This is a genomic window from Desulfuromonas sp. DDH964 (genome assembly GCF_001611275.1).
GTDB lineage: Bacteria > Desulfobacterota > Desulfuromonadia > Desulfuromonadales > DDH964 > DDH964.
In genome coordinates this window covers 1,954,020-1,980,361 of record NZ_CP015080.1, presented here as the reverse complement: position 1 = coordinate 1,980,361, position 26,342 = coordinate 1,954,020, and the positions used below count along the sequence as shown (strand labels likewise).

The following is a 26,342-nucleotide window of genomic DNA, read 5'->3' as shown; positions in this document are numbered from 1 at the left end:
GAAGATTCGCGACAAGTTTCTCAGAATTTCAGCAGGCTGAAGACCTTCCCGGCGGGGAGCCGTTGCCGGCCGTTGAGAAATTCAAGTTCGGCGAGAAAGCAGCATTCAACCAGTTCGGCGCCGAGTTCAGCTACCAGCTCTACCACCGCCGCCATGGTCCCCCCGGTAGCCAGGAGGTCATCGGCGATCAGGACGCGCTCACCCGGCAGGAAAGCATCTTCATGAATTTCGAGCGTATCGGTCCCGTATTCGAGCTCGTAACTTTTTTTCCGGGTCTTGTAGGGAAGCTTGCCCGGTTTGCGCACCAGGGTAATTCCTGCGCCAAGTTTATACGCCAGCGCTGCACCGAGAATGAATCCCCGCGCCTCGACACCCACCACCTTGTCAATCTTCTTGCCGAGATAGCGATGGCCCAACAGGTCGACCATGCGGTGGAAACTGCGGGCATCGCCGAGCAAGGTCGTGATATCCTTGAACACGATCCCTTCTTTCGGGAAGTTGTGAATATCACGAATAATATTCCTTAACTCATCCACCTTCGCCGCCCTCCCTGTGGTTTTCCTCGCCAAACGCCACGCTGGAGAACTCCTTCTCCTCCATGATTTTTCTTAATTTATCGAGGCTCTTGGCTTCGATCTGCCGGATTCGTTCCCGGGTGACGCCAAAACGGCGGCCGATGGTGTCCAGAGTCTGGGGCTCACGGTCATCGAGACCAAAGCGGAGAGCAAGAATCTCCTGTTCGTTTTCCCCCAGGGTCCCCAGCCACTCGCTGACATGGGCAAACTTGTTGAGGTCTTCGATCAAGGCTGCGGGGTCGACACTGTTGGAATCCTCGATCGTGTCGATCAGGCTGTAGTCATTATTCTCACCCATCGGGTGTTCAATGGAATAGGTTTTCTTGACCAGGACCATCAGCCGCCGGATGTAGGCCGCTTCCACGCCCATTGCATCGGCGATCTCTTTGGGTTGCGGCTCTCGGCTCAGTTGATGGGTCAATTCCCGGCTGATCTTGATGTACTTGTTAATATCGTCGGAGACATGCACCGGCAGGCGGATGGTGCGACTCTGGTTGACCAGAGCCCGCTCGATCGACTGGCGGATCCACCAGGTGGCGTAGGTTGAAAAGCGGCATTCCTTGGAAAGTTTGAACCGCTCAACGGCCTTGATGAGCCCCATATTTCCTTCTTCGATCAGGTCGAGGAACGGAAGTCCACGATTCATGTAACGCTTGGCAATTTTCACCACCAGACGCAGGTTCGATTCGATCATCCGGTCACGCGCCGCCATATCACCAACGGCAATTTTCCGGGCCAGGTCCCGCTCATCTTCAGCAGTCAGAAGATTGGTCTTCTGGATCTCCTTCAGGTAGAGCTTGATGGCATCATCGGAATGATCGTCGACCGCCGCCTTTTCAGCTACCGCCTCCTCATCCTCTTCTTCTTCCTCTGCTGCGTCGACCTCTTCATCTTCGCCGACTTGATCCAACTCGCCATCGATGGTTTCTTCGTCAGTGGCAAATCCGAGATTTGCCTCCCCCGTTTCCAGGTCATCGTAATCGTGCGACATATCTTCCATCTTCGAACGCTCCCTGATTGGCGGCCACAACGAAAAGACGTGTGAAGTCTATGAAATGGCCCAAACTATGGCAAGTAAAAAATCGGATCGACCGGTTGCTTGCCAGAACGGATTTCAAAGTAGAGTCGAGGAGTTCCTCCTTTCGGAGGGGTTCCGGCCCGGGCGATTTGCTGTCCCTTGCTGACAAAAGCACCACTGCTGACGAGATTCTTCTGATTGAATCCATAAACGGTGAAGTAGGAGTCGTCGTGCCTGACAATGATCAAATTTCCGTAGCCCTTGATCCCGTCACCGCTGTAAATAACCTTCCCCGCCGCCGCTGAGGCGACCGCTTCGCCAGGTCGGGCGGAAATCTCCAGCCCCTTGCAGAGCGACCCGTCGATCTTGCTGCCGAAGCGACGCAGAACTTTACCCCGCAACGGCCAGTCAAAGCGCCCCTGCTGCGCCGTTGCCGGAGCCTGGGGGGGAGGAGACTGAACTGCCGGGGCCGGAGGAGTCGCTGTTCGGGTGGTCGATGGAGCCGGCTTGGCGCTGGGTTGGGGGGAGTTGGCGGTTAAACCTTGCGGCGTTTCCGGCCGGCTCGGTGCTACTGGAGACGAAACGGTGACCGGAACCCGTTTCTGGCGATCGGCGCCTGGTATATAGAGCTGTTGTCCCGCTTTCAGCCTGGTCGGGTCGTTGATGCCATTGATCCTGGCGAGATAGTTCTCGTCCACAGCGTAACTTCGGCTGATGCTGTAGAGGGTTTGTCCGGGCAACACCTTATGGTAGACCCCGGCCGAGGCCGCACAGGCGGACAGGAAAAGAAGGAAGGTCAACAGGAGAGGAATGTTCCTCGCGGGCATTATTGCAACCGTTCGCGGAATATTTGTAAGCCCTGGTCAAACCGGAGCTATGTTATCCGGATTCCCCGTAACCCGTCAACCGCAGCGGACCTAATAGAACAATTTCACCAGGAGAAAACCACCGATCAGCAAAACGGCAAAACCAAGGGTCAAAAGGTTAAAGTAGCGTTCGATAAATAAACGCATGGAAGCACCGTAGCGGTGAAGCAGCCAGGCAACCAGAAAAAAACGGAGGCTACGGCTGAGCAGCGACGCGAATACGAAGATTCCGAAGTTGATCCGGAACACCCCGGCACCGATGGTGATGACCTTGTAGGGAATGGGCGTGAAGCCGGCCACAAATACGGTCCAGAAATCATAGGTTGCAAAGAGCTGCTGCACCCGCAGAAAAATATCTTCCGTAAAACCAGGAACATAGGTGTAGAAAATCGGGGCAAGGAGGTCCCAGAGGAGTTGTCCGATCCCGTAGCCGAGAATCCCGCCGAGAACCGATCCGGCTGCCGCAACCAGCGCGAACCGGTAGGCCCGGGCCGGGACGGAGAGACAAAGCGCCAGGAGCAGCACATCAGGCGGAATCGGGAAAAAGGAAGCCTCGGCGAGGGCCAGCAGGAAGAGCGCCGGCGCGCCATAAGGGGTATTTGCCCAGTGCAGCACCCAGTCATAGAGGCGGCGCAAAAGTCTCATCTCAACCTTCCTCTCCCCGCCATCCGTGCTGGCCGACCAGGGGGACAAAGCGACAGTCGAGCAGCCGCTCTTCCCGGTACTCATTGTCCGCCAGGCGGGTGATGCGAAAGAGGACCTGGGAACTGCGGTCTCCGACCGGAATCACCAGGCGGCCACCGGTTTTCAATTGTTGGCGGTACTCTTCAGGGATGGCGGGGGCCCCTGCGGTAACAATAATCCCGTCAAAGGGCGCCTCGTCCGCCCAGCCGCTAGTTCCGTCGCAAACCTTGACGATGACACCGCGGCAACCACCGGCGTCAAGGCAAAGGCGCGCTTTGCGGGCCAGCGCGGCGTGGCGTTCGACGGAAAAAACCTGCCCGGCGATCTGTGCCAGGACCGCGGCCTGATAACCGGAGCCGGTACCGATTTCAAGGATTTTTTCGCCCCCTTTAAGGAGCAGGGCTTCGGTCATGAAGCCGACCATAAAAGGCTGGGAGATGGTCTGTTTTTCCCCGATCGGCAGGGGGAAGTCGCTGTAAGCCTGGCTTCGCAGTGCTTCTTCAACGAAGAGGTGGCGAGGAACCTTGAGCATGGCCGCGATAACCATCGGGTCGGTCACCCCGCGACGCACGACCTGCTGCTCGACCATCCGTCGGCGGGCAATGGCGAAATCCATACAAACCCTCAGCTGCCGTTATCGCAGTCTTGCTGCGCGGGGAAAAGGGAATCGAGCCCCCACTTGTCGAGGACAGTGAAAGCCCGGTGATTGGTCAGGTTGAGATGCAGCGGAGTTATCGATATGAAGGAGCTATGGACAGCATGAAAATCGCTGCCCGGGAGATCGTGGAACCCCATTTCACCGCCACCGATCCAGTAATATTTCCGGCCGCGCGGGTCAAGTTTTTCCACCACCAGATCGTTGAAGCGGCGTTTTCCCTGCTGGGTAAGCCGGACGCCTCTGGGAAAACCGGCGGGAACGTTGACGTTCAGAAACGTATCGAGGGGAAGCCCCTTCTCCAGAAGGACTTCCCCCAGTCTCCGCGCGAATTCCCCGGCGGCGGCAAAGTCTTCCTCCCGGAAGCGATCCCCGTCCAGGGAGACAGCGAAGGCCGGGACTCCCATCAGCGTCGCCTCCATTGCTGCGGCGACCGTACCGGAATAGGTAATATCATCTCCCAGGTTGCCCCCCCGGTTGATCCCGGAAACGACCAGCCACGGCTTCTCCGCGAGCAGCCCGTGGATACCGAGGTTGACACAATCGGTCGGGGTCCCGTCGACGGCAAAGACATCCGGGCGGATCTCTTCGGCGCGCAGGGGAGCATGCAGGGTCAAGGCATGACCCACGGCGCTGCGCTCCCGGTCTGGTGCGACCACCACCACCCGGCCCAGATCCGCCAGGGACCTGGCCAGCACGGTAAGTCCGGGAGAATGGACACCGTCGTCGTTCGTCACCAGGATGAGCAACGGAGCCTCGCTGGAAATGGATGATTATTATTGGGGTTAATCGAGGAGAGCTCTCAGGCGCAGCAGGTCGGCGCGAATGTCGTCGAGAAGACGGCGCTCTGCGCGACTGTCCAGAGGCAGGTCGAGTTGACCGGCGTCGGCGGCGGCCATGACAACAGCCTCCGGTTCACGCAGTTTCTTCCGCGCACCGCAAATGGTGAACCCCTGGTTGTAAAGGAGGTCTTTCAGGCGGAGAATCAGTTCGATATCCCTGCGCCGGTAGAGACGCTGCCGGGAACGGCTTTTGGTCAGGCGCAGTTGGCTGAATTCCGATTCCCAGTACCGCAGGACATGAGGCTTTATGCCGGTAAGTTCGGCAACTTCCCCGATCTTGAAATAGAGCTTATCCGGAATCTCCGTACTCATGCTCCCCCCGGGAGCCAAGCGATGGCTTAGTCTTCACCGTTGATGGAGCTCTTCAGAACCTGACTCGGCTTGAAGGTGAGAATTCGCCGGGAAGAAATTTCGATCTCTTCGCCGGTCTGGGGATTTCGACCGCGCCTGGTCGACTTCTCCTTGACGACGAAATTGCCAAAACCGGCGATCTTGATCTTTTCCCCCTTCTCAAGGGTATCCTTGATCAGGTCAAAGACCGTCTCGACAATTTCGGCGGATTCCTTCTTGGAAAAGCCGGTTTTCAGATAAACGCTTTCAATAAGGTCCGCCTTGGTCATGGCTCCGTCACCTCCAAAATTCTACAGGTCCCTGAATTTACGGGTTTTTATAACACAGCCCGGAAACCATAGCAACCGCTTTTTTAAAGTCATTTCAACTTGGTAGTGAAATCATCCCTGCCGGGACAAATCCTCAACGCAAGCGGGCCCCGAATTCCTTCTCCAGGGCGGAAATAATCCGACCATGTGCCGACTGGATCTCGTCGTCGGTGAGGGTCTTTTCTGCGCTGCGATAGCGCACCCGGATCGCCACGCTCTTGAGCCCCTCGGGGATCCCTTGGCCACGGTAAACATCAAAGAGGACCACCTCTTCGACCGACCGCGGTTTTACTTTGGCAATGGCTTCCAGCAATTGGGCGGCGCTGATTTCATCTTGGAGCAGTAACGCGCTGTCCCGGCAGACATCGGGGAATCGTGACAAAGGTCGTATTCCCGGGAAGCCGCCGACGAGGTCAAAGAGGGACTCCAGGTCAATTTCCAGCAGATAAATCGGTAGATCGATTTCAAAATTGGCCAAAACCTCGGGGTGGACTTCGCCGATGAATCCGACAACCTTTTCAGCCACCAGAATGGCAGCACTCTTACCGGGGTGCAGATACGGTTCGGTCCGCGCCGGGTCCCATCGTACTTCTGGAATCCGGAACTGTTTGAAAAAAACCTCCGCAACCCCTTTGAGATCGTAGAAATCAGCACCTTCGGCCGGCTGGCTCCAGCCTTCCGGAGCTCGGCGGCCACAGATGACAGCGGCCAGATGCTGCCGTTCGAACGGCAGTTCATCGGCCTGGCTGGGATGAAAAACCGGCCGCAGTTCGAAGATCCGTAAATCCCGGCTGCGATAGGCAAGGTTCCGTGCTGTGGTTTCGAGCAGGCTGGCCACCAGCGTGGTACGCATGACCGACTGCTCTTCATTGAGAGGGTTGAGGATATTGACTGCTTGGCGCCGCGGGTCATCTGCCGGAAGGCGAATTTTGTCCAGGGCCCCGGGCGCACCGAAGGAGTAGTTGATGACCTCGGAAAACCCAGATGAAACCAGTGCATTCCTCGCCTGGACGATCCGTTCGACATGCTCCGGCGGGGTATGGCAGGTGATGCGGCTTTCCGGCAGGGTGACCGGGATATTGTCATACCCATTAAGCCGTGCCACCTCTTCAATCAGGTCAATTTCCCGTTCCAGGTCAGGGCGGAAGGTTGGCAAAGCGACACTCAGCCGCCCTTCCCCGCCGGCGGCAACGGGAACGACCTCGAGGCCGATGGCCTGCAACAGCCCGCCGATGGTTTTCTGGTCCAGTGCCAGACCGAGCAGGCGGTTGGTCCTGGTCACGCTCAATTCGACCCGTTGCGGCACGGCAGGACTCGGATAGTTGTCGATCATTCCCTGTGCTATGGTGCCGCCGGCAACCTCTAGCACCAATGCCGCAGCACGATTGAGGGCAACCGGAACCATATCGATGTCGGCCCCCCGTTCAAAGCGATGCGAGGACTCCGTGTGAATCCCGAGGCGCTTGCTGGTGCGCCGGATCGCTCCGGCATTGAAATAGGCGCTCTCCAGCAGGATATCGACCGTATCAGGCTGAATTTCCGAGTTTTCACCCCCCATGATACCCGCCAGGGCGATCGCCCCTTCGCCGTCGCAAATCGTCAGGTCGCCGGCGGTAAGGAGCCGTTCCTGGCTGTCGAGGGTGGTAAATGCCTGCCCTTCGGTGCTCCGTTTGACCACAATCCGTCCGCCCCGCAGCAGACGGAAATCGAAGGCGTGCAGCGGATGGCCCAGCTCCATCAGCACGTAATTGGTCACGTCGACCACATTATTGATCGAACGCTGTCCCACCGACTCGAGGCGGCGGATCAGCCAACCGGGGGAAGGACCGATAGTTACCCCGCGAATAAGCCTGGCGGCATAGCGCGGACAGAGAGTCGGTTCTTCAATCGAAACAGAGGTCTGACTCTCTATCGCTTCGCCGCGCTCTTCGACCTCGGGCCGCGGTAACCGCAAGGGGCTACCCGTCATTGCCGCGACTTCGCGCGCGACACCGACCAGACTGAGACAATCGGCCCGGTTGGGAGTCAATCCCAACTCGAAACGGATATCCTTGTAGCCGAGAGCCTCGAAAGCCGGAGTCCCCGGCTTCAGGCCGGCCGGGAGAATCAGGATCCCCTCCGACTCCTCTGCGAGGCCGAGTTCCTTGGCAGAGCAGAGCATTCCCTGCGACTCCTGGCCGCGAATCTTCGATTTCTTGATTTTAAAATCACCGGGCAGCACCGATCCGACCTGGGCAAGGGCAACCAGGTCTCCGGCACGATGGTTCTTGGCACCGCAGACCACCTGAACGGTACCATTGCCGGAATCGACCTGGCAGACCGTAAGCCGGTCGGCATCGGGATGGGGGTCGACGGTGATCAGTCGGGCAACGATAACCGAGTCGAGCCCGGCACCAATCTCTTCCATGGCGTCAACTTCGAGGCCCGCCATGGTCAGCCGGTGCGCCAGATCCGCGCCGCTCAGATTGCAATCGACGAATTCCTTCAGCCAGTTGTAGGTCACGATCATTGCTATTTATCCTTTGCCATTATCATCAACGCGATATCAAGATTCGGCGACGGCAACCCGGGAGTTAAAACTGCTGTAAAAACCGGACATCATTCTCAAAGAAAAGACGCAGGTCATTAACGCCGTATTTGAGCATGGCAATTCGCTCCACGCCCATACCGAAGGCAAATCCGCTGAATCTTTCCGGATCATACTGAACGGCGCGGAAGACTTCAGGGTCGATCATGCCGCTCCCGAGAATTTCCAACCAGCCCGAATTTTTACAGACCCGGCACCCCTTGCCACCGCAGTTGACACACTGGATATCGACTTCGGCCGAGGGTTCGGTAAAGGGGAAGAAGGAGGGACGGAAACGAACGCCAATCTCCTTGCCGAAATACTGGCTGACAAAGGCGCTCAAAACGCCTTTGAGATCACCGAAGGTAATATTCTGGTCAACCAGGAAACCCTCCACCTGGTGGAACATCGGGCTATGGGTAATATCCGAATCACGACGATAGACGGTACCGGGTGCGATTATTCGAAGGGGTGGCGCCTGCTGCAACATGGTTCGAATCTGGACCGGGGAGGTGTGGGTCCGCAGCAGAACGTCGTCGCTGACAAAAAAGGTATCCTGCATATCCCGGGCCGGATGATCCTTGGGGAAATTTAGCGCTTCGAAATTGTAAAAGTCTTTTTCAATTTCAGGGCCTTCAGCAATCCCGAAGCCAAGACCGGCGAAAATGGCGCAGATTTCCTCGGTGACCAGGGAGATCGGGTGCTTACTGCCAAGGGGACGGGTGCGCCCCGGGAGGGTCACATCGATCCGTTCCCGCTCCAGACGTCGGGCGATTTCGGCCTGGCGAAGTTGAACGGCCCGGGTCTCAAAGAGACCCTCGAGTTCATCCTTGACCTGGTTCGCGAGGGCGCCGATAACCGGACGCTCCTCCGCCGAGAGGGCGCCCATCCCCTTCATGATTCCGGTCAATTCACCCTTTTTGCCAAGAAAGCGAACTTTTGCATCCTGCAATTCGGTTTCGTTGACAGCCTGTTCCAAAGCAGCACGGCCTGCCGCCAACATCGCAATAAGTCTGTCCTTCATCGTTTAAAATTCCCGTCGTTGCGTTAAAAACAAGAATGGAAGCCTTCGGGCTTCCATTCTTTCGTCGTTTGCCCCAAATAAGAGAAGAGATGAGGGACAGCCCCCATCTCTTCCGGTTCTCCGTTTAATGGAGCTGGGCCTTGGCTTTTTCGACCACGGCGCTGAAGCCGGCCGGGTCGGTGACTGCCAACTGGGCGAGAATCTTGCGATCAAGCCCAACTTCGGCCTGCTTCAGGCCGAACACAAGACGGCTGTAGGACAAACCGTTGTCACGGGCCGCCGCGTTGATGCGGGCGATCCAAAGGGCCCGGAAATCACGCTTCTTGACCTTGCGATCACGAAATGCGTAGTTGAGGGCGCGGTCAACGGCTTCGGCAGCACTGCGAAACAGCTTGCTGCGTGCGCCCCGATACCCCTTGGCCAGTTTCAGAACCTTGTTGCGTCTACGTCTCGCTTTGAATCCTCGTTTTGCTCTCGGCATCAGATACTCCTTCTGGACAAAAATAGGCGGGTGATCCCGCTGCCGGATCTGGAGGGGGAGACAGTTCCCCCCAGTTCACGGACTTAGGCCGAGCCGCCCTTAAAGGTAAGGGATCAGGCGGCTGATATTCTTTTGGTCGACGGCTGCCACCAGGGTTCCCTGGCGCAGTTCACGCTTCCGCTTGCTCGATTTTTTGGTCAGGATGTGGCTGGTAAAGGCCTGGTTACGGCGAACCTTGCCGGTCCCGGTCTTGCGAAAACGCTTGGCAGCGCCGCGATTGGTCTTGATTTTGGGCATCCCCGTTCTCCTTGCTGGATTGATACGACCTGTCGTTGACAAGTCGAAATGATTATTTTTTATTCGGAGCCAGAACCATTGTCATGAAGCGGCCGGTCAACCGCCCCTGCGATTCGACCACGGCAATCTCCTTGACCTCTTCGGAGACCCGCTCAAGGAGGCGCTGGCCAAATTCCGGGTGGGTGACTTCGCGTCCCCGAAACATGATGGTTACCTTGACCTTGTTTCCTTCTTCCAGAAACCGCCGCGCATTTTTCAGCTTGAACTGGAAGTCATGCTCCTCGGTTTTGGGGCGCATCTTGACTTCCTTGAGTTCGACCTTGGCAGCTTTTTTCTTGGCTTCGGCCGCCCTCTTGCTGGCCTGGTACTTGTACTTGCCGTAATCCATGATCCGGCAGACCGGCGGTGCCGCATTGGGAGAAACTTCGACCAGATCGAGTCCCCTTTCGGCAGCAGCAGCCAATGCCTGTTCCAGACTGAGAATCCCGAGCTGCCCGCCCTCGTCATCGACCACCCGCACTTCACGGGCGCGAATGGCGCGGTTAATATTGGTTTCTGGCTTAGCTATGACGCCACCTCCTAGTGGTATTGCCGGCATTCTTCCTTGAGGAAACGGACCAGATCTGCCGGCGACATCGGATCGAGGTTTTTCCCGGAGCGGTGCCGCGGCGCAACCGTGCCATCGGCCATCTCCTTATCCCCGACCACAAGCATATAGGGGACCTTCTCCATCTGGGCCTCGCGAATCTTGAAGCCGAGCTTCTCGTTTCGCAAGTCCTTCTGGACACGAATCCCCTCTTGACGCAGGGCCATATAGACCTGCTCGGCGTATTCCGCCTGGTTGTCGGTCACATTGACGACGACCGCTTGAACCGGGGAAATCCAGAGCGGGAAGTTGCCGGCGAAGTGCTCGATCAGCACCCCGATGAACCGTTCGATGGCTCCGAGAATAACCCGGTGAACCATGACCGGTCGATGTTTTTCGCCGTCGCTCCCCACGTAGGTAAGGTCAAAACGCTCAGGCAGGGTAAAATCGCACTGGATTGTAGCACACTGCCATTTCCTGTCAAGAGCGTCCTTGAGCTTGATATCGATCTTCGGCCCGTAAAACGCTCCGTCTCCTTCGTTGATTTCAAAGGGGAGCCCGGAATCCTGCAGTGCACTCATCAAGGCTGCCGTTGCACGCTCCCAGTCAACGTCGGAGCCGATCGATTTTTCCGGCCGGGTCGAGATTTCCATCTCGTATTCGAACCCAAAAATCGTCATGACATCGCGAACGAACTTCAGAACCCCTTTGATCTCGCCGTCGAGCTGCTCCGGTGCGCAAAGGATATGGGCATCATCCTGGGTGAAACCGCGAACCCGCAGCAAACCGTGCAGGACCCCGGATTTCTCATGCCGGTGCACCGTCCCGAGCTCGAAAAAGCGCAGGGGGAGATCCCGATAGGAGCGCATCTTCGATTTATAGATCAGCATATGAGCGAGGCAGTTCATCGGCTTGATGCCGTAGCTCTGCTCATCGATCTCGGTGAAGTACATATTTTCGCGATAGTTTTCGTAGTGACCGGACGTTTTCCACAGTTCGGTACGCAGGATCTGCGGTCCCATGACAATATCGTAACCGCGCCGCAGGTGCTCCTGGCGCTCGAAATCTTCCAACAAGGTCCGCAACAGCGCCCCCTTGGGGTGCCAGATAACCAGGCCGGCACCGGCCTCTTCGTTAAAGGAGAAGAGGTCAAGCTCCCGGCCGAGCTTGCGGTGATCGCGTTTTTTGGCTTCTTCGAGCCGGGCCAGATAGGCCCGGAGTTCCTTTTTGTCCGCAAACGCCGTGGCGTAAAGACGCTGCAGCATCGGGTTCTTTTCGTCGCCGCGCCAGTAGGCGCCGGCGACACTGGTCAACTTGAAGGCTTTCAGGCGCCCGGTGGTGGGCAGATGCGGTCCGCGGCAGAGATCAACGAAATCACCCTGGCGGTAGAGTGAAACAGTGGTGTTGGGCAAATCTTCGATGAGCTGGACCTTGAAGGTTTCCCCCATTTCCCGGAACCGGGCAATGGCGCTGTCGCGGCTGATCTCTTCGCGCTCGATGGGCAGGTCGGCAGCGGCCAGTTCTTCCATCTTCTGTTCGATGGCAGCGAAGTCATCCGGGGTAAAGGTATGCTCGGGACTGTAAAAGTCGTAATAAAAACCATTTTCGATGGCGGGACCGATGGTTACCTGCACCTTGTCGCCGTAGAGGGACTTGACCGCATGCGCCATCAGGTGGGCCGCAGAGTGGCGATAGATATCGAGACCGGCCGCGCTGTTGAGTGTCACCAGTTCAAGGCTACCGTCCCGGGCGAGCGGGGTCCCAAGGTCGACCAACTGCCCGTCAACCCGCGCCGCAACCGCCTGGCGCGCAAGGTTTTCGCCAATGCCGCGGGCGATCTCAAGAGGGGTACTGCCGGCAGGGATTTCTTTCACCGACCCATCTGGCAAGGTCATCCGGATCTCGGCCATCTTTGGTTTCTCCACGAATGAAAAGAGGCATCCGTGGATGCCTCATTCACAAATCGTAACGGTTGTGGTCTGGGAATCTGGTAGGCACGGGCGGGATTGAACCGCCGACCCCTACCGTGTCAAGGTAGTGCTCTCCCACTGAGCTACGTGCCTACAACCGAAATGCCGCTAACTTTTAGCAAATCGGAGCAAAACATGTCAAGCTCTTTTTTGGACAACCAGCAAATAGTTCAAAAGCTTAGACGTATTTGATTCCGCTTGCTTTGCAAGGGAACTCCCGGTAATTTCATAACGTTGGTTGAATCTGTCAATTTCAGTTCACCCGGGATAGGGAGAGAAGAACGTGGAAACCATCGACGCCCTTATCAGTTCCCGTTGCCTGGCAGCCGGACCACGCATCGCCCTGCGCCATAAAGTTGCCGGCAGCTGGCAGGAATTTTCCTACGCCACCCTGCTGCAGCATCTGGAAGGAGTCGCGGCAGGACTGCTCAAGCAGGGTCTGAAACCCGGCGACCACTGTGCCCTGCTGGCACCGGCATCGCCCTGGTGGGTGGCTGCTTACCTTGGCGTGCTGCGCGCAGGCGGAGTAGCCGTCCCTGTCGACAAGGAGCTGAAGACCGCGGAGCTTCGCCATATCCTTTTTGACAGCCGAGCCAAGCTCGTCTTCACCACGGAAACCTACCTCGACACCCTCCTGGAACTGGTTCCGGACCTTCCGGATCTGGAGCGCGTGATCCTGCTGCAGGATAGCCCAGAAACCAGCGGCCAGGACCCCCAGCTTGCGGCCATCCTGGCAACCCTGACCGACACCTGGCACGGCCTGGTCCAGCAGCGCCAGATCCCGCGGGAAGAAGCTACCCGTCTCGAGGATCTGGCCCGTAACGCCTACCAGGCCCTGGTCGCGCCGGGGGGCCGCCGCAAGGGGGATAAAATCACCGACTTCCTGGCGCCGACCCAGGCACTGCGCAACCGTTGGCAAAAGAGCGGTCGTCTGCTTCCATTCCAACAGCTGCAGGACTCGGGAGTTATGCCGCCGCCGGCCTCGCCGCGCAAAACCGATGACACGGCTATCATTCTCTACACCTCTGGCACCACCGGCCAGTCCAAGGGTGCCATGCTCAGCCACGCCAATGTTGTTTCGAATATCCGTGCCGCCTGCGAACATTTCCAGCTTGACGCGACCATCACCACCCTCTCCTTCCTGCCGATCAACCATGTCTTCGAGCAGGTCTGCGGTATTCTCCTGCCGCTCTCGCTGGGGGGCAACGTCTCCTTTGCCGAGTCGATCAAGAAACTCGGCGAGAATCTGGCAGAGGTGCGACCGACGTTCCTGCTCGGGGTGCCGGCAGTCTATCGGATGATCCTCGACCGGGTCCACAAAAACCTGGCCGCCAACACCCTCTCCCGCTGGCTCTTCGCCCTCCCCCTCACCCGCGGCCTGGTCGCCGGCAAGGTGCGGCGCAAGGTTGGGGCAGGGACCACCTTCGTCAGCGGTGGCGCCGCCCTCGACCCGGCGGTAGCCGACGGCTTTCGCGAGTTGGGGCTGACCCTGCTGCAGGGGTACGGCATCACCGAGACATCCCCGGTCATCGCTGCCGAGCGCCCGGGGCAGAGCCGGGCCGGTACCGTAGGAGTGCCACTGAACAAGGTCGAGGTGCGAATTCACCAGCCCAACGAAGAGGGGGTCGGCGAGATCTGGGTCAAGGGTCCGAACGTGATGCAGGGGTACTACAACAACCCGCGGGCCACGGCTGAGGTTTTGCAGGACGGCTGGTACAAGACCGGCGATCTTGGCCGCTTTGATGACGCAGGAATGTTGCAGATCTGCGGTCGGGTCAAGAACCTGATCGTCACTCCCAACGGCAAGAACGTCTACCCCGAGGAGATCGAGAATGAGCTGTTGCAGAGTCCCTTCATCGCCGAGGCGATGGTCTACGGCCACAAGGTGAGTCCGACCGCCGAAGAAGTCCACGCGGTTATCTATCCCAACCAGGAGGCCCTCGACGATTACCGGCAGAAGAGTGGTGCCCCCCCCTTCAACCAGACCGAGGTCGAGGAGATCATCCGCCGCGAGGTCCTCGAAGCCGGCAAGCGCCTCGCCGACTACAAGCGGATCAAGCGTTTTACCCTGCGCGACGACGAATTTCCGAAAACAACCACCCGCAAGATCAAGCGTTTCGCCGTCGAGGCGGATGTCCAGGCCGGGGAGTAAAACCTACCATATACCAATTTAGCAGGAGAGCCTCGTCGGGCAGGACGAGGCTCTCGGTGTTTCTTCTGTAGCGGAACCGGTTCCTTGGACACAAGTTTAGATTATGCCGCCTGACGGATTTCGTCGGGCGACCGGAAGCCATTTTTCTCGACTCGCCATTCGCTGTTGTAGAGTTCGACGAAGGTTTTCACGGCCTCGCGAACATCATCGATGGTACGGAATATTCGGCCATAGATGGCTTGCTCTTTCAAGGTGCGGTTGAATCGTTCAGCAACTCCGTTGGTCTGTGGTTCGGCAACGAAGGCAAAGCTGGGGGTGATTCCCCAGAACTTGATCTGGTTCAGAAAATGGTCTGAGAGGTACTGGGTGCCGTGATCCATACGCAGAGACAACCCTCGGGCAATATCTTTCTCTACGCCCCCATAGATGTTGTCTAACGCCATGGAAAGTGGTTGAAGAGCAGCATAACGGTCGCCGGTCTTGCAAACATGCCAGCCGACACATTCGGCGTTCCAGTGCTCGACGGCGCTAAAGATCCAGACCCAGCCTTCGTCGAGAGTGAATACGCGGGTGCCATCGGTGCCCCACATTAGATTCGGAGCCATGGTGATGATTTTACCATCATGCGCCTTGGCTGCTTTGGGCCAACCCCGGTGAGGTGACAACAGATGATTCTCGCGCATCAACCGCAGAACCCGCTTGCGTGCGATGCGCACGCCGTCACAAATCCGCAGCCTGGCCCAGACCTTGCGGTGTCCTTCGCCGGTGAACGGGGACGTGGCCAGATCGTGACGGATCATGGCGAGAAGATCCTCATCACTGATTGACGGACGTGGGCCACGACGCTTGGGAGTTGATTGCGGAATCTGGCGCGAGGCATGGTAGAACGAGGAGCGAGCCTGCTCCCAAACATTGCAAACCCGCTGGACGCCGTAGGCCTTTTCAGCGCCTGGGGAGATCGTTTGGCTCATTTCGACGACCTCCGTTTGGCTAAAGGGCCGGGTTTTTTAACCCGTTCCCAAAGTAGTTCGTTTTCCATGGTCAATTCGCCGATCCGGCGCATGGCCTGGTTGAGTTCCGCTTGAGTCGGATCGTTCTGACGTTGTTTCAACGACTCATCGATTCCGGTCAGCGCTTTCTCTCGCCACTGCTCCAGGCGGTAGATTTCGATGCTCAACTCGCGGGACAGAGCATCAACCGATTCGCCCCGCAGCAAGCGCAGAACCACTTCACGCTTGCGGGCAGCGCTCCAACGTTGCCCTTCGGCCAAAGGCCCAGTGACTGTTTCGTTCTTGTTGTTTGTTGTCATTATTAATCTCCTTGGACATCGGGATTCTATCCCAAATCAGTGTCCAAGAAAACTGGTGCCGCTATACTCGGTGTTTCTTCCCAGCTCGCCACAAATTGCCGATTACCCAAAACTAATCCCCGGGAGACCCCCCCCGGGGATTTGTTTTCCTGCAAAAAATTCGGTTAGAAATCAGGGGGCCAGAAATCCAGCGACCTGGGTCTGGGCAGCGCCCGTGGCCAGTTGCTGAATCAGATTGTTGTACCCGGTGTACCAGGGCTCATCGGCCGGCACAGTGGGATCAAGCAGAAAGCTGTGTACCACCGGTTTCCCCTCCAGTCCATACTCATATGCCCCTGCGGCAAAATCTCCGGCAACGGTGGGGAAGGTCGCAGGGAAGTCTTCCGGATCTACGGTGGTCACGGTATCGACGCCGATATTGCTGAGGAAAACCCGGGTCGAATCGGTGGAAACGATGGGGTCGCCATAAGCCATGACCGTCAGCAGGTTGCCGGTGTCATTCCCTCCGATACCGGCATAGCTGGAATCGGTCGGATCAAGCAGCCACTGGGCGAGGTCGAGGAAGATAAAATAAGGAGTCGTCCCGGCGGTGTAGCCCAGAGACGCGACCAGGGCCTGCAAATCAGGAAGCGCAGTCTCATCCAGAACATTAACCAGTAGGGCCGAAGGGCTGGAGAGGACCATCCGGTCGACACGTCCGGTGTCCTCCTGGGAGAGGAAGACCGACCCGATAATTGACCCGAGAGAATGGGCGACGAACCCAACGTTGCCGGCATCAAGATCTGCCCCGGCGATTCCGTCGAGGTCGATTCCGGCCTCAATAAGATCTACGGTTTCCCATAGATCAAGGGCCGCCTTGTAAATATTGGCCCGATCCTGGATTAGGTTGGCAGTGAAGAAGCCATCGCCGGAGGTCATGTCAGGGAGGGTCCGGTCTCCATGGTACGGTGCATCGATCGCGAGGGTTGCATACCCCGCCTTCGCGAGAGCATTGGCGATCGGCAGGGCGGCATTTTTGGACGAGGTGATACCATGCTGGAAGACCACCACCGGGTAGCCGTTAACCGGCATCGGGTGTTGCAAGGAGTCGGGGACAGAAACCAGAAAGGAGACGCTGTCAGTCCCCCCGGTCAGCACCGGGCTCAGGAACTGGCCGAAATAAATATTGCCGAGGTGGTCAAACGGAATGCCAGTTCCGGATAGCAGCCCACCTGCCGGGATGCCCACCGGGCTCGCAGAATCAACCGGCGGGGTTACCGTCTTGTCAATCCAGATCAGGCTCGGCGCAGTATTTGTCGTTGCGGAGAGTAATTTGAAATTGGCGGCAGAGTCATTAAAGGGATCAGTAACGCCATCCGGATAGCCGATAGTTGCAGTCGGATTCAGGTCAAGGGTCCGATCCGCGGTCTGGAAGGTCCAGAGGACCAGGGTGTCAGCACGGGACCAGGGGATGCCACCGTTGGCCACCGCAGTAACTCCCTGGGTAACGGTAAAGAGAGCGGGCTCGGTTGGCGAAACGTCATCGTTGTATTTGGCGCGGAGCGCTTCGAAATTGAGAAAGGGAGAGTCCGGACCGAAGGGCGTGGTCTGCTTGAGGGCTTCCATGGTCAGCCCCGACTGGACCAGGTTATTATTGCCATCCATGAGGGTAGAATGAACCACCACGGCGTAGCTGCCACCGGGGTTGAAAGGTTTCTTGGGGAGCAGCTTGACCGCGCCGGTACCGGTAGCGAGAATGAAATCGTTTTCGGTGTATTTTTCCAGGGCCGCAAAGGCGGCGCCGGCAGCGGGGAGATTGTTGGCAGCAAGCGCCCCGAGCAGGGTCGAAAGATTGGTATCGTCAAGACGGAAGACCAGAAAATCGAGGGTCGAAAGGTCTACCGGCCCGGTTACCGGAATGGTAAGAAACATGTTCGGCGAAAGTCCCGGCAGTGCCTGAGCATTGACAATACTCTTCAAGGTTCCCATGCCGCCGTCGGTGGGAGTCTCTCCGGCACTCAGCGGCAGGCAAACCTGGCCATTGGGGCAGACCCCCTTGTTATTCCCCCAGGCGACATCATTGGGAAGCGGCAGCGCGATAGCGTCGAAGCGGGCATAGGTGACCGGTGTGCCGTCGGGATTGGTATAGGGGTCAACACCGGCAGTGCTGCCGTTGTTGTCACTGGAACAGCCGGCCATCGCCAGCACCAGCCCAAGCAACCACAGACTAAAGATTAGAGCCCTGATCTTCATCTTTATCCTCCTTCCTGGGCCGTGCCCAGGGAACCATGATCGAAATTCCGCGAAGATGAGTTCTTACCAGCGATAGTTGACCTGGGCACTGAAGATATCCCCGGTATTGTCGTAGTCCCCCTTCAGCCCCCCCTTGTTGGCATTCTCGCCAACGGGATCCATATTGATGCGGCCGCTACCGAGCATGAAGAGGTGGGCATAGGCGAAGTCGCAACTGAGTGCTTCGCTGTACTTGTAGCCGGCGCCGAAAGCGAGCCACAACCGGTCCTGGTCAGGAAGGCGGGGGGTACGCACCTGGGCATTCGGAATGGGAGTCTGGTCATACATCAGTCCGGTGCGCAGGTCCCACCGGGAATCGAGGGTGTAGGTGGCACCGGCGCCAACCTGCCAGGCATCTTCCCAGGAGAGAGTCGTGGCGCTGTCAGGCTGAGCCGTATTGGGGAAAGTGATGCGCAGCTCCTCCAACTGGGACCATTCAGTCCAGCCGATGTTCCCCATCAGGGCCAGCTTGGAATTCACGCGGGAATAGATGCTGACCGACGCAGTCGCGGGAAGAGTGACATTGGCCGCGGCGTTGCAATCAGCGAATAGAGGAGAGCCGAGACCCGTAAGAATAGCCTGGGCGGTAGCCGGCACGGTAAAATCGGCGTCACCGCTGAGCGACTGCTTGACCCGGGAACGGTAGGCGGCACCGACGCGGGTATCCTCGGTAAATTGATAGAGCACACCGAGGTTGAACCCATACCCCCAGTCGTCTGCCTTGATAACGGCCTTGCCATCGTCCTGCTGTGAAATATCACCACCAACAGCGAGGATGGTGCCAAAATCAATCGCCTGGGAGAATTCGCCGCTGATATACATGGCGCTGACACCGGCGCCAATGCTCAACTTGTCGGTGATCGCGTAGGCGACGCTCGGGTTGATGTTGATGGTCATGATGCTCGACTTCAACGTATGGTAACGGCCGACCCAGCCAGCCTTGTAGTCCGTTGTCAGACCGAACGGCACGTTGATCCCGAGTCCCAGGGCCAGGTCCTTGTTGACCTTCATCGCGAAATAAGCGTTGGGGACCGCGTTCCACTGGCCAGCATCCCCACCATTGTTTCCGTTCAACTGGGGATCAAGCAAATGTGTCGAGCCTTCGTTCTTGAACTTGAAGCTGGTTCGAATCAGGTGCAGGCCTGCGCTCGCCTGCTGTCCCTCCAGACGAATAAGCCCGGCCGGGTTGTAATATTGACTGGCGGCGTCCTCGGCAATGGCGGAACCACCGGCGAATGCGTTCCCCAGAGCGCTGACGCTTTGTTCCATAAGGGAGAAACCCGCCGCCTGCACCGTGGCCGGAAGAATCGCCAGGGTCAAGGCCATGAACCCCGCTGCCAGCAGGCAGCTTCTGTACCTCGTGATTCGCATACCATTCCTCCTTACTGTGGGGGGGTTACATTAACGAAAACGGAAAGACGATGACCCTGAGCTGAAACGCCATTTAAAAACAGTGTTTTGATTTTAGACAGCGAACTCCTCTTTATCAAGTTCAAAAAGGATGAATTTTGCGATGGCAGAAAAAATTCAGAAAAAAAGAGCCGAGCGCATGGCGCCCGGCTCTTTTTTTCTGAATGATAATGAGAGGTTAGTCGAGTTCACTCTCGATCCGGATAAAGCGGCTCGGTTGCGACATGAGCGGTAGGCGGTCGATCTCCTTGAGCGCTCCCAGGATATCGTCCTCGCGCGCCTCGTGGGTCAGCAGAACGATGGGAACGGCCCCCCCAATCTGCCGCTCAGGCTGAATCATCGAGGTGATGCTGATGTTGTAGCGCCCAAGAATGCTGGCGACCTGGCCGAGAACCCCAGGTTTGTCGAGCGCCCCGAACCGCAGATAATACTGGCTGACAATATCGGCCATCGGCTTGACCGGAATTTCAGTCACGAACTCGGGGCAGCAACCGAGCGCTGGCGTCCTTGCTATGCCACCGGAGCGCAGGTTGCGAGCAATCGCCATGACATCGCCCATCACCGCACTTGCGGTTGCCTCCATCCCGGCACCGCGACCGTAGAGCATTACCGGGCCAACGAAATCCCCGGAAAGGCGAACCGCGTTGAAGACCCCATCGACATCGGCCAGGGGATAGTTGAGCGGAATCATCGTCGGCTGGACCCGGGCCTCAATCTGGCCGTTATCCTGTTTGCCGATTGCCAGTAATTTGATCTTGTAGCCGAATTGACGTGCGAACTGGATATCCAGAGCCGAAATTTCGCTGATCCCTTCGGTATAGATGTCGGCAAACGCAACCTTGGTGCCGAAACAGAGGGAGATCAGCAACGCCAGTTTATGGGCGGTATCGACCCCTTCGATATCGAAGGTCGGGTCTGCTTCGGCGTAGCCCTTGGCCTGGGCATCGGCAAGAACATCGGAAAATTCGGCCCCGTCATTGGTCATTCGCGTCAGGATGTAGTTGCAGGTGCCGTTGAGGATACCAAAGATGCTGCGGAATCGATTGGCGCAGAGGTTTTCCTTGATCGCCGATATGACCGGGATCCCTCCCCCAACGGCGGCCTCGAACATTACTTCGACACCCTTGGCAGCGGCCGCGGCGAAGATTTCTTCCCCGTGCAGGGCGAGAAGGGCCTTGTTCGCGGTAACAACATGCTTGCCATTGGCGATCGCCTTGAGAACAAAACTCCGGGCCGGCTCATAGCCACCGATCAGTTCGACGACAACATCGATGTCGGGTGCCGTCAGCAGGGCTTCGGCATTGGTCGTCAGCAGACCGGCATCGACCTTGACGCCACGATCGGTCTTTATATCGAGATCGGCTATACGGGCCAGGGTCAGTTCGGCCCCAAGCCGTTCGCGCAGGAGTTGAGCATTTTCCTGAAACACCTTGACGACGCCGGTGCCAATAGTGCCGAATCCGAGCAGGCCAACCCTTATTTGTTTCATTCCTTCCTCTTTTCCGCAACAGATGGTACGGCTTTAAGCCGTTGATTCAGATGGTCTCCAGGGAGAGCAGGCATTCACAGCCAGGAAAATCGAGTTGCTGCAGAGATTGATTGACCATGGCCTCCAGATCGGCGGGGCGCATGCCGGCCAGAGGCGCCAGACACAATGCAATCCGCCGGAATCCGGCGTTGCGACAGACCTGCAACACGTGATCGACAAGACTGCGATAGGTCTCGGGTCCGAGCCCGTGCCAGCTCCCTCCGCCAACGAAGAGTGCCCAGTCACTGTTGAGTTTTCCGTTGTTACCTACCAGCAGGTGTTCCCCTGCCCGGCCACGGCTTCCCCCGCCGACCAAAGCCCTGGTCAGAGGGTCCCCGAGCCGCCAGTCGAGTAATGCCGCCGGCCCCTGCAGCGGCCTCTCGTCCTGGAAAAAAAGGGCGGCGACCACCTCACCGTCCATGCGGTCGGCAGGGAGGTCAAGGAGTCGCACCTGGCTCATTGTTGAACCTGGCGATAGGTCCGGGAAACCTTGTCGAGGATACCGTTGACAAAAGACGGTGTTTCCTTGGTGCCGTAGGTTTTGCCGATTTCAATGGCTTCATTGATAACGACATTGGACGGCACGTCGCTCCGGTAGAGGAGCTCGAAGCAGGCCATGCGCAACAGGGCGAGATCAACCCGGGACATCCGCTCCAGGGACCAGTTGGTTGAATATTCTCCGAGAACCTGATCGATACGTTCGAGGTTCTCAATGGTGCCGGTGACCAGTTCATCGGTAAAAATCCGGACATCCTCAGGAACTTTGCCGGCCGGCTCTTCCTGGGCTTCACCGAGGACATCGTCCCGGAATCTGAAATTGCTCCAGAATGACCGCAGAAAGGACGCCGGTTCGGCGTCCCCATCGTGCATTCCGTAAATAGCCTTCAGGGCGAGCTCCCTCCCCTGGCGCCGCAATCCTTTACTCATATCGACTACAGCACCTTGAGGAGATTGGCCATCTCGATAGCACCCATGGCGGCCTCGAAGCCCTTGTTGCCAGCCTTGGTACCAGCACGTTCAACGGCCTGCTCGATCGTATCCGTGGTCAGGACACCGAAGATAACCGGCACCCCGGTTGCCAGACCAACGGCAGCCACCCCCTTGGAAACCTCCGAGCTGACATAATCGAAGTGGGGTGTAGCGCCGCGGATCACCGCACCGAGACAGATCACCGCGTCATATTTTTCAGATTTCGCCAATTTGCCGGCGACCAGGGGAATTTCGTAGGCACCGGGAACCTTGGCAAGGTGGATATTTTCCGTCGCGGCCCCATGGCGCAATAGGGCGTCGATGGCACCCTCGACCAGACGGTCGCTGATGAAACTGTTAAAGCGCCCGGCGACGATACCAAAACGCAGCCCCTGGGCATCCAGTTTTCCTTCGAAGGTCTTGGTCATCACTTGTCCTCCCGATTCGGCCCGGGTTGGGACGACGACTGGCAGCAGTCGGTCGCCGTTACAGTCACCGGGGTCGGCTAAAGATTCTCGAGCAGGTGGCCGAGTTTTTCCCGCTTGGTCTTCAGGTACTGGAGATTGCTGCCGGTCGGCGGAATTTCGATCGCCACCCGCTCAACGATTTCCAGACCGTACCCTTCAAGGCCGACAATTTTCTTGGGGTTGTTGGTCATCAGCCGAATCTTCCGGATGCCGAGCTCGGCGAGGATCTGCGCCCCGATGCCGTAATCGCGAAGGTCCGCCTTGAAGCCGAGGACCTCGTTCGCTTCAACGGTATCGTGGCCGGTATCCTGCAATGCATAGGCCTTAAGCTTGTTGATCAGCCCGATGCCGCGACCTTCCTGGCGCATATAAAGAATGACACCCTCCCCTTCAGCATCGATCTGTGCCATCGCCGCATGCAGCTGTTCACCGCAATCACAGCGCTGGGAGCCAAACACATCCCCGGTGAGACATTCGGAATGGACGCGCACCAGAATGGGGCGGTCCGGGGCAAGATCGCCCTTGACCAGGGCCAGGTGCTGGGCGTCGTCAACGTCGTTTTCATAGGCGATGGCCCGAAATTCACCGCCGAAGGGGGTCGGCAGAACGGTCTCCGCAGCCCGCCGCACCAGCAGTTCCTTACGCATGCGGTAAGCGACGAGATCGGCGATGGTGACAATTTTCAGACCATGTTTTTCGGAGAACTTGCGCAGTTCCGGCATGCGCGCCATGGTTCCATCGTCGTTCATGATCTCGCAGATCACCCCCGACGGCTTGAGGCCGGCGAGGCGGGCGAGGTCAACCGATCCTTCGGTCTGGCCGGCGCGAACCAGCACGCCGCCTTTCTTGGCCCGCAGGGGAAAGACGTGACCGGGACGCGCCAGATCGGCGGCGGTGGTCTGCTCGCTGATGGCGACGCGAATCGTTTGCGCGCGGTCGGCGGCAGAAATCCCGGTGGTGACCCCGCGGCGGGCTTCGATCGAAACGGTGAAGGCGGTCCCGAATGAGGAGGTGTTGTCCCGAACCATCAACGGAAGATCGAGCAGGTCGGCCCGGTCTTCCGTCAGAGAGAGACATATCAGGCCCCTTCCCTCCCGGGCCATGAAGTTGATCGCCTCGGGGGTGACCAGTTCGGCGGCCATGGCCAGGTCGCCTTCATTTTCACGGTCTTCATCATCGACCAGAATGATCATCTTGCCCTGGCGGATATCCTCCAGGGCGGCTTCGATCTTGGCTATCGGCATGCGGTGTGGCTCCTTCCGTGGCCCGCCACTATCTCATAGAAATCCATACTTGGCAAGGGTCTCCAGGGCAAGCCCGCCCCCTTCACCCGGGGTTTCGCGAGGCCCGAGGAGACGCTCGACATACTTGCCGATGACGTCGACCTCGAGGTTGACCCGGGCCCCGGGTTCGCGATGTTTGAGCGTCGTCATTGCGAGAGTGTGGGGAATGATTGAAACCTCGAAACGATCCCCTTCGACCTGGTTGACGGTCAGGCTGATGCCATCGATGGCCACCGACCCCTTCGGGACAATATAGCGGCTCAGATTCCCACCGCAGCCAATCGTAAAGCGGATGGCGTTACTGTCCGGGACCCGGGCGACAACCTCCCCGGTACCGTCAATATGCCCACTGACCAGGTGACCACCGAGACGATCACCGAGCCGCAGGGCCCGCTCCAGGTTGACCCGGTTTCCGGATGCCAGCCGCCCCAGGGTGGAGCGTTGCAAGGTTTCGGGCGAAACATCGACGGCAAAGGCGCCGCGGTCGATGGCAACGACGGTCAGGCAGATTCCGTTGACGGCAATACTCTCCCCCAGGACCAGTTCATTCCATGGAATCGCGGTGGCGACGGTCAGGCGGGCCCCGGTTCCGGAAGGACGCAATTCCCGTACGGTTCCTAGGTCCTCGATCAACCCGGTAAACATGCCCCTACCTCCCCTTCGATCAGGATATCCTTGCCATAAAAGCTGACCCGGACATCCCGCACCGTTACGGCATCAGCGAGGGCACGGACGCCGGGGCCACTGAACATCCTCCTGCCGTCGTTCCCTCCGAGCAATTTGGGTGCAATGAAAACCATGACCCGATCGACCAGGCCGGCGCCAAGCAGGGACTGGTTGAGGACGCCCCCCCCTTCGACCAGCAGGCTCTGGAGTCCCTGGGCGCCAAGTTTTTGCAGCAGATCGCCCAGATCGACCCGTCCCTCACGACTGTCGCAGAAAAGAATGGTCACGCCCTGCTGCTGCAACCGCTGCAGCTTTTCCTCCGGCGCGGCGGCGGTGGTGGCGACGACGGTACCTTTCGCCAGCGCCGGGCTGATGACGGCGGCCGTCTCCGGAATCTGCAACCGGGAATCGACGATCACCCGCAGCGGGTCGCGCCCGCCTCCGTCCGGCAGCCGGCAGGTCAGGCGGGGGTCATCCTGGAGCACGGTGCCGATTCCGACCATGATCCCATCGACCCGGTTTCGCAGGTGATGCACCATCGCCCGGCTCTCCGGTCCGCTGATCCAGCACGAGTCGCCGGTGACGGTGGCACTGCAACCATCGAGAGTGAGAGCACTCTTGAGAATGACCAGGGGCAGCCCGGTCGTTACATGCTTGGCAAAGGGAGCGATCAGGCGCCGACATTGGTCGGCAAGTATATTGGTTTCGACGACGATACCGGCCTGCCGCAGGTGATTGATCCCCCGCCCGGAGACGAGCGGATTGGGATCGCCGCTGCCGATGAAGACCCGCGCGATGCCGGCAGCCACCACCGCCTCGGCGCAGGGACCGGTACGACCGGTGTGGCTGCAGGGTTCCAGGGTCACATAGAGATCGGCGCCGCGGGCCAGGGGACCGGCGGCCTGAAGGGCGAAAATCTCGGCGTGGGGATCCCCGGCCCGAGGATGGAAGCCCTCGCCGACGATGGCTCCGTCGCGAACGACGACGGCCCCGACCGGTGGATTGGGGCGGGTGCGACCTTCGGCCTGCCGGGCGAGATCGAGGGCCCGCTGCATGAAATCTTCAGCCAGCATTGTCATGGCGAAAATCCAAGTTGTTACAGGAGTCAGACCTTGCCGGCGCCGGCAGGGCTCCGGTTTTCACCCTTGGCAAGGATCTCCTTGAGTTCGGCCATGAATTCATTGATATCCTTGAACTGGCGATAGACCGAGGCAAACCGGACATAGGCGACCTCGTCAATAGCGTGCAGGGCGGCCATCACCGCCTCGCCGACCCGGCTTGCTTCCACTTCCTTTTCGCCACTCTCCTGCAGACTCAGCTCGAGCCGGTCGACAAATTTTTCGATGGTACCGATAGAGACCGGACGTTTCTCGCAGGCCCGCTGCATCCCGGCGATAATCTTGGTCCGGTCGAAGGCTTCCCGACGACCATCCTTCTTGATAACCAGGGGCAAGGTCTCTTCTATCCGTTCGTAGGTGGTGAAGCGCCGCTCACAGTCGACGCATTCCCGCCGTCGGCGAATGTTGTTTCCTTCGCGACCGAGGCGGGAATCAATAACCTTGGTATCGGCGAAACCACAGAAGGGGCATTTCATGGGGCGGATTCTCCCTCGGCAAACGGGGCAGCTTCGATACCCGCCTCTTTCAGCATCTCCAGCGACAGCTTGTCGGGGTAGCCTTCGAGGTAAACAATATTCAGAACTCCGGCATTGATAAGCATCTTCGAACAGATGACACAAGGGGAGTTGGTGCAATACAGGGTGGCGCCGGCGATGTTGACGCCGTGGCGCGCCGCCTGGATGATGGCATTCTGTTCGGCGTGAAGCCCCCGGCAGAGTTCATGCCGTTCCCCCGAGGGGACCCCGAGCTGTTCACGCAGGCAGCCGGTCTGGGCACAATGGGTGATCCCGGTCGGGGTACCGTTATAGCCGGTGGCAAGAATGTGCTTCTCCTTGACCATGACGGCCCCGACCTGGCGACGCAGACAGGTAGAGCGCCGCGCCACGAGGCGGGCGATATCCATAAAATATTCAGGCCAGCTCGGTCGGTCCATAGGGGCGCCCTG

General features: G+C 58.5%; 28 protein-coding genes and 1 tRNA gene. 1 reads left to right on the top strand and 28 read right to left on the bottom strand.

Annotation, left to right across the window (positions count from 1 at the left end; translation table 11 throughout):
- Positions 1-20: 20 nt before the first annotated feature.
- The 15 genes from DBW_RS09045 to DBW_RS08975 all read right to left on the bottom strand — a co-directional run bounded on the left by DBW_RS09045 (position 21) and on the right by DBW_RS08975 (position 12,316).
- Positions 21-536 carry an adenine phosphoribosyltransferase gene (locus tag DBW_RS09045; RefSeq protein WP_066727066.1) on the bottom strand — a complete coding sequence of 172 codons (516 nt, stop codon included), beginning with the start codon at positions 534-536 and terminating at the stop codon, positions 21-23.
- Positions 529-1,566: a sigma-70 family RNA polymerase sigma factor gene (locus DBW_RS09040; protein WP_066729760.1), complete on the bottom strand. Its 1,038-nt coding sequence runs from the start codon at positions 1,564-1,566 to the stop codon at positions 529-531. The genes DBW_RS09045 and DBW_RS09040 overlap by 8 nt, the downstream gene beginning before the upstream one ends.
- A gap of 74 nt (positions 1,567-1,640) precedes the next feature.
- Positions 1,641-2,291, bottom strand: coding sequence for a peptidoglycan DD-metalloendopeptidase family protein (locus DBW_RS18140; protein ID WP_231875309.1), 651 nt, complete (start codon positions 2,289-2,291; stop codon positions 1,641-1,643).
- 219 nt (positions 2,292-2,510) lie between these two features.
- Positions 2,511-3,104 carry a YqaA family protein gene (locus tag DBW_RS09030; RefSeq protein WP_066727062.1) on the bottom strand — a complete coding sequence of 198 codons (594 nt, stop codon included), beginning with the start codon at positions 3,102-3,104 and terminating at the stop codon, positions 2,511-2,513.
- 1 nt (position 3,105) lies between these two features.
- Positions 3,106-3,759 carry a protein-L-isoaspartate(D-aspartate) O-methyltransferase gene (locus DBW_RS09025; RefSeq protein WP_066727060.1) on the bottom strand — a complete coding sequence of 218 codons (654 nt, stop codon included), beginning with the start codon at positions 3,757-3,759 and terminating at the stop codon, positions 3,106-3,108.
- Between the two features lie 8 nt (positions 3,760-3,767).
- Positions 3,768-4,547, bottom strand: coding sequence for a 5'/3'-nucleotidase SurE (gene surE / locus DBW_RS09020; RefSeq protein ID WP_066727057.1), 780 nt, complete (start codon positions 4,545-4,547; stop codon positions 3,768-3,770).
- 36 nt (positions 4,548-4,583) lie between these two features.
- Entirely contained in the window at positions 4,584-4,952 is a 369-nt protein-coding gene (locus DBW_RS09015) for a MerR family transcriptional regulator (protein WP_066727052.1), read from the bottom strand.
- A gap of 26 nt (positions 4,953-4,978) precedes the next feature.
- Positions 4,979-5,260, bottom strand: a complete 282-nt coding sequence (locus DBW_RS09010) for an integration host factor subunit alpha (protein ID WP_066727050.1) — start codon at positions 5,258-5,260, stop codon at positions 4,979-4,981.
- Positions 5,261-5,393: 133 nt separating this feature from the next.
- Entirely contained in the window at positions 5,394-7,808 is a 2,415-nt protein-coding gene (gene pheT, locus DBW_RS09005; RefSeq protein ID WP_066727048.1) for a phenylalanine--tRNA ligase subunit beta, read from the bottom strand.
- A 64-nt stretch (positions 7,809-7,872) separates the two neighbouring features.
- A complete protein-coding gene (gene pheS / locus DBW_RS09000) occupies positions 7,873-8,889 on the bottom strand; it encodes a phenylalanine--tRNA ligase subunit alpha (RefSeq protein WP_066727046.1) in 1,017 nt (338 codons plus the stop codon).
- A gap of 124 nt (positions 8,890-9,013) precedes the next feature.
- Entirely contained in the window at positions 9,014-9,370 is a 357-nt protein-coding gene (rplT, locus tag DBW_RS08995; RefSeq protein WP_066727044.1) for a 50S ribosomal protein L20, read from the bottom strand.
- A 99-nt stretch (positions 9,371-9,469) separates the two neighbouring features.
- Complete coding sequence (gene rpmI, locus DBW_RS08990; protein ID WP_066727042.1) at positions 9,470-9,667, bottom strand: 50S ribosomal protein L35; 198 nt, start codon at positions 9,665-9,667, stop codon at positions 9,470-9,472.
- 52 nt (positions 9,668-9,719) lie between these two features.
- Complete coding sequence (infC, locus tag DBW_RS08985) at positions 9,720-10,235, bottom strand: translation initiation factor IF-3 (RefSeq protein ID WP_066729759.1); 516 nt, start codon at positions 10,233-10,235, stop codon at positions 9,720-9,722.
- Positions 10,236-10,246: 11 nt separating this feature from the next.
- On the bottom strand, positions 10,247-12,163 hold the full coding sequence (gene thrS / locus DBW_RS08980; protein ID WP_066727040.1) for a threonine--tRNA ligase: 1,917 nt from the start codon (positions 12,161-12,163) through the stop codon (positions 10,247-10,249).
- A 78-nt stretch (positions 12,164-12,241) separates the two neighbouring features.
- Positions 12,242-12,316, bottom strand: a tRNA-Val gene (locus DBW_RS08975).
- A 190-nt stretch (positions 12,317-12,506) separates the two neighbouring features.
- On the opposite strand from DBW_RS08975, the gene DBW_RS08970 reads away from it, so the two are divergent.
- Positions 12,507-14,375, top strand: a complete 1,869-nt coding sequence (locus DBW_RS08970) for an AMP-dependent synthetase/ligase (RefSeq protein WP_066727038.1) — start codon at positions 12,507-12,509, stop codon at positions 14,373-14,375.
- Positions 14,376-14,476: 101 nt separating this feature from the next.
- On the opposite strand, the gene DBW_RS08965 is transcribed toward DBW_RS08970, so the two are convergent.
- From DBW_RS08965 to DBW_RS08905, 13 genes are all read right to left on the bottom strand, one after another.
- On the bottom strand, positions 14,477-15,346 hold the full coding sequence (locus DBW_RS08965) for an integrase core domain-containing protein (RefSeq protein WP_066726432.1): 870 nt from the start codon (positions 15,344-15,346) through the stop codon (positions 14,477-14,479).
- Positions 15,343-15,684 (bottom strand): hypothetical protein, encoded by a 342-nt coding sequence (locus tag DBW_RS08960; RefSeq protein WP_066726434.1) that lies wholly within the window; start codon positions 15,682-15,684, stop codon positions 15,343-15,345. Before DBW_RS08960 ends, DBW_RS08965 begins: the two co-directional genes overlap by 4 nt.
- Before the next feature lie 171 nt (positions 15,685-15,855).
- Positions 15,856-17,916, bottom strand: a complete 2,061-nt coding sequence (locus DBW_RS08955; protein WP_066727036.1) for an alpha/beta fold hydrolase — start codon at positions 17,914-17,916, stop codon at positions 15,856-15,858.
- Positions 17,917-17,979: 63 nt separating this feature from the next.
- Positions 17,980-19,326 carry an OmpP1/FadL family transporter gene (locus tag DBW_RS08950; RefSeq protein ID WP_066727033.1) on the bottom strand — a complete coding sequence of 449 codons (1,347 nt, stop codon included), beginning with the start codon at positions 19,324-19,326 and terminating at the stop codon, positions 17,980-17,982.
- Between the two features lie 217 nt (positions 19,327-19,543).
- The gene (locus tag DBW_RS08945; RefSeq protein WP_066727031.1) at positions 19,544-20,854 is read right to left on the bottom strand and encodes a homoserine dehydrogenase; all 1,311 of its coding nucleotides are present in this window, start codon (positions 20,852-20,854) and stop codon (positions 19,544-19,546) included.
- Between the two features lie 46 nt (positions 20,855-20,900).
- The gene (locus tag DBW_RS08940) at positions 20,901-21,353 is read right to left on the bottom strand and encodes a M17 family peptidase N-terminal domain-containing protein (RefSeq protein ID WP_066727029.1); all 453 of its coding nucleotides are present in this window, start codon (positions 21,351-21,353) and stop codon (positions 20,901-20,903) included.
- Positions 21,350-21,820 carry a transcription antitermination factor NusB gene (gene nusB, locus DBW_RS08935; protein ID WP_066727027.1) on the bottom strand — a complete coding sequence of 157 codons (471 nt, stop codon included), beginning with the start codon at positions 21,818-21,820 and terminating at the stop codon, positions 21,350-21,352. The genes DBW_RS08940 and nusB overlap by 4 nt, the downstream gene beginning before the upstream one ends.
- 5 nt (positions 21,821-21,825) lie before the next feature.
- A complete protein-coding gene (ribH, locus tag DBW_RS08930; RefSeq protein ID WP_066727025.1) occupies positions 21,826-22,290 on the bottom strand; it encodes a 6,7-dimethyl-8-ribityllumazine synthase in 465 nt (154 codons plus the stop codon).
- A gap of 77 nt (positions 22,291-22,367) precedes the next feature.
- Entirely contained in the window at positions 22,368-23,573 is a 1,206-nt protein-coding gene (locus DBW_RS08925) for a bifunctional 3,4-dihydroxy-2-butanone-4-phosphate synthase/GTP cyclohydrolase II (RefSeq protein ID WP_066727023.1), read from the bottom strand.
- Positions 23,574-23,606: 33 nt separating this feature from the next.
- Entirely contained in the window at positions 23,607-24,257 is a 651-nt protein-coding gene (locus DBW_RS08920; RefSeq protein WP_066727021.1) for a riboflavin synthase, read from the bottom strand.
- Positions 24,242-25,357 carry a bifunctional diaminohydroxyphosphoribosylaminopyrimidine deaminase/5-amino-6-(5-phosphoribosylamino)uracil reductase RibD gene (gene ribD / locus DBW_RS08915; RefSeq protein ID WP_066727019.1) on the bottom strand — a complete coding sequence of 372 codons (1,116 nt, stop codon included), beginning with the start codon at positions 25,355-25,357 and terminating at the stop codon, positions 24,242-24,244. Before ribD ends, DBW_RS08920 begins: the two co-directional genes overlap by 16 nt.
- Positions 25,358-25,383: 26 nt before the next feature.
- Positions 25,384-25,872, bottom strand: a complete 489-nt coding sequence (gene nrdR, locus DBW_RS08910) for a transcriptional regulator NrdR (RefSeq protein WP_066727017.1) — start codon at positions 25,870-25,872, stop codon at positions 25,384-25,386.
- Complete coding sequence (locus DBW_RS08905) at positions 25,869-26,330, bottom strand: deoxycytidylate deaminase (RefSeq protein ID WP_066727015.1); 462 nt, start codon at positions 26,328-26,330, stop codon at positions 25,869-25,871. The genes nrdR and DBW_RS08905 overlap by 4 nt, the downstream gene beginning before the upstream one ends.
- Positions 26,331-26,342 lie beyond the last annotated feature (12 nt).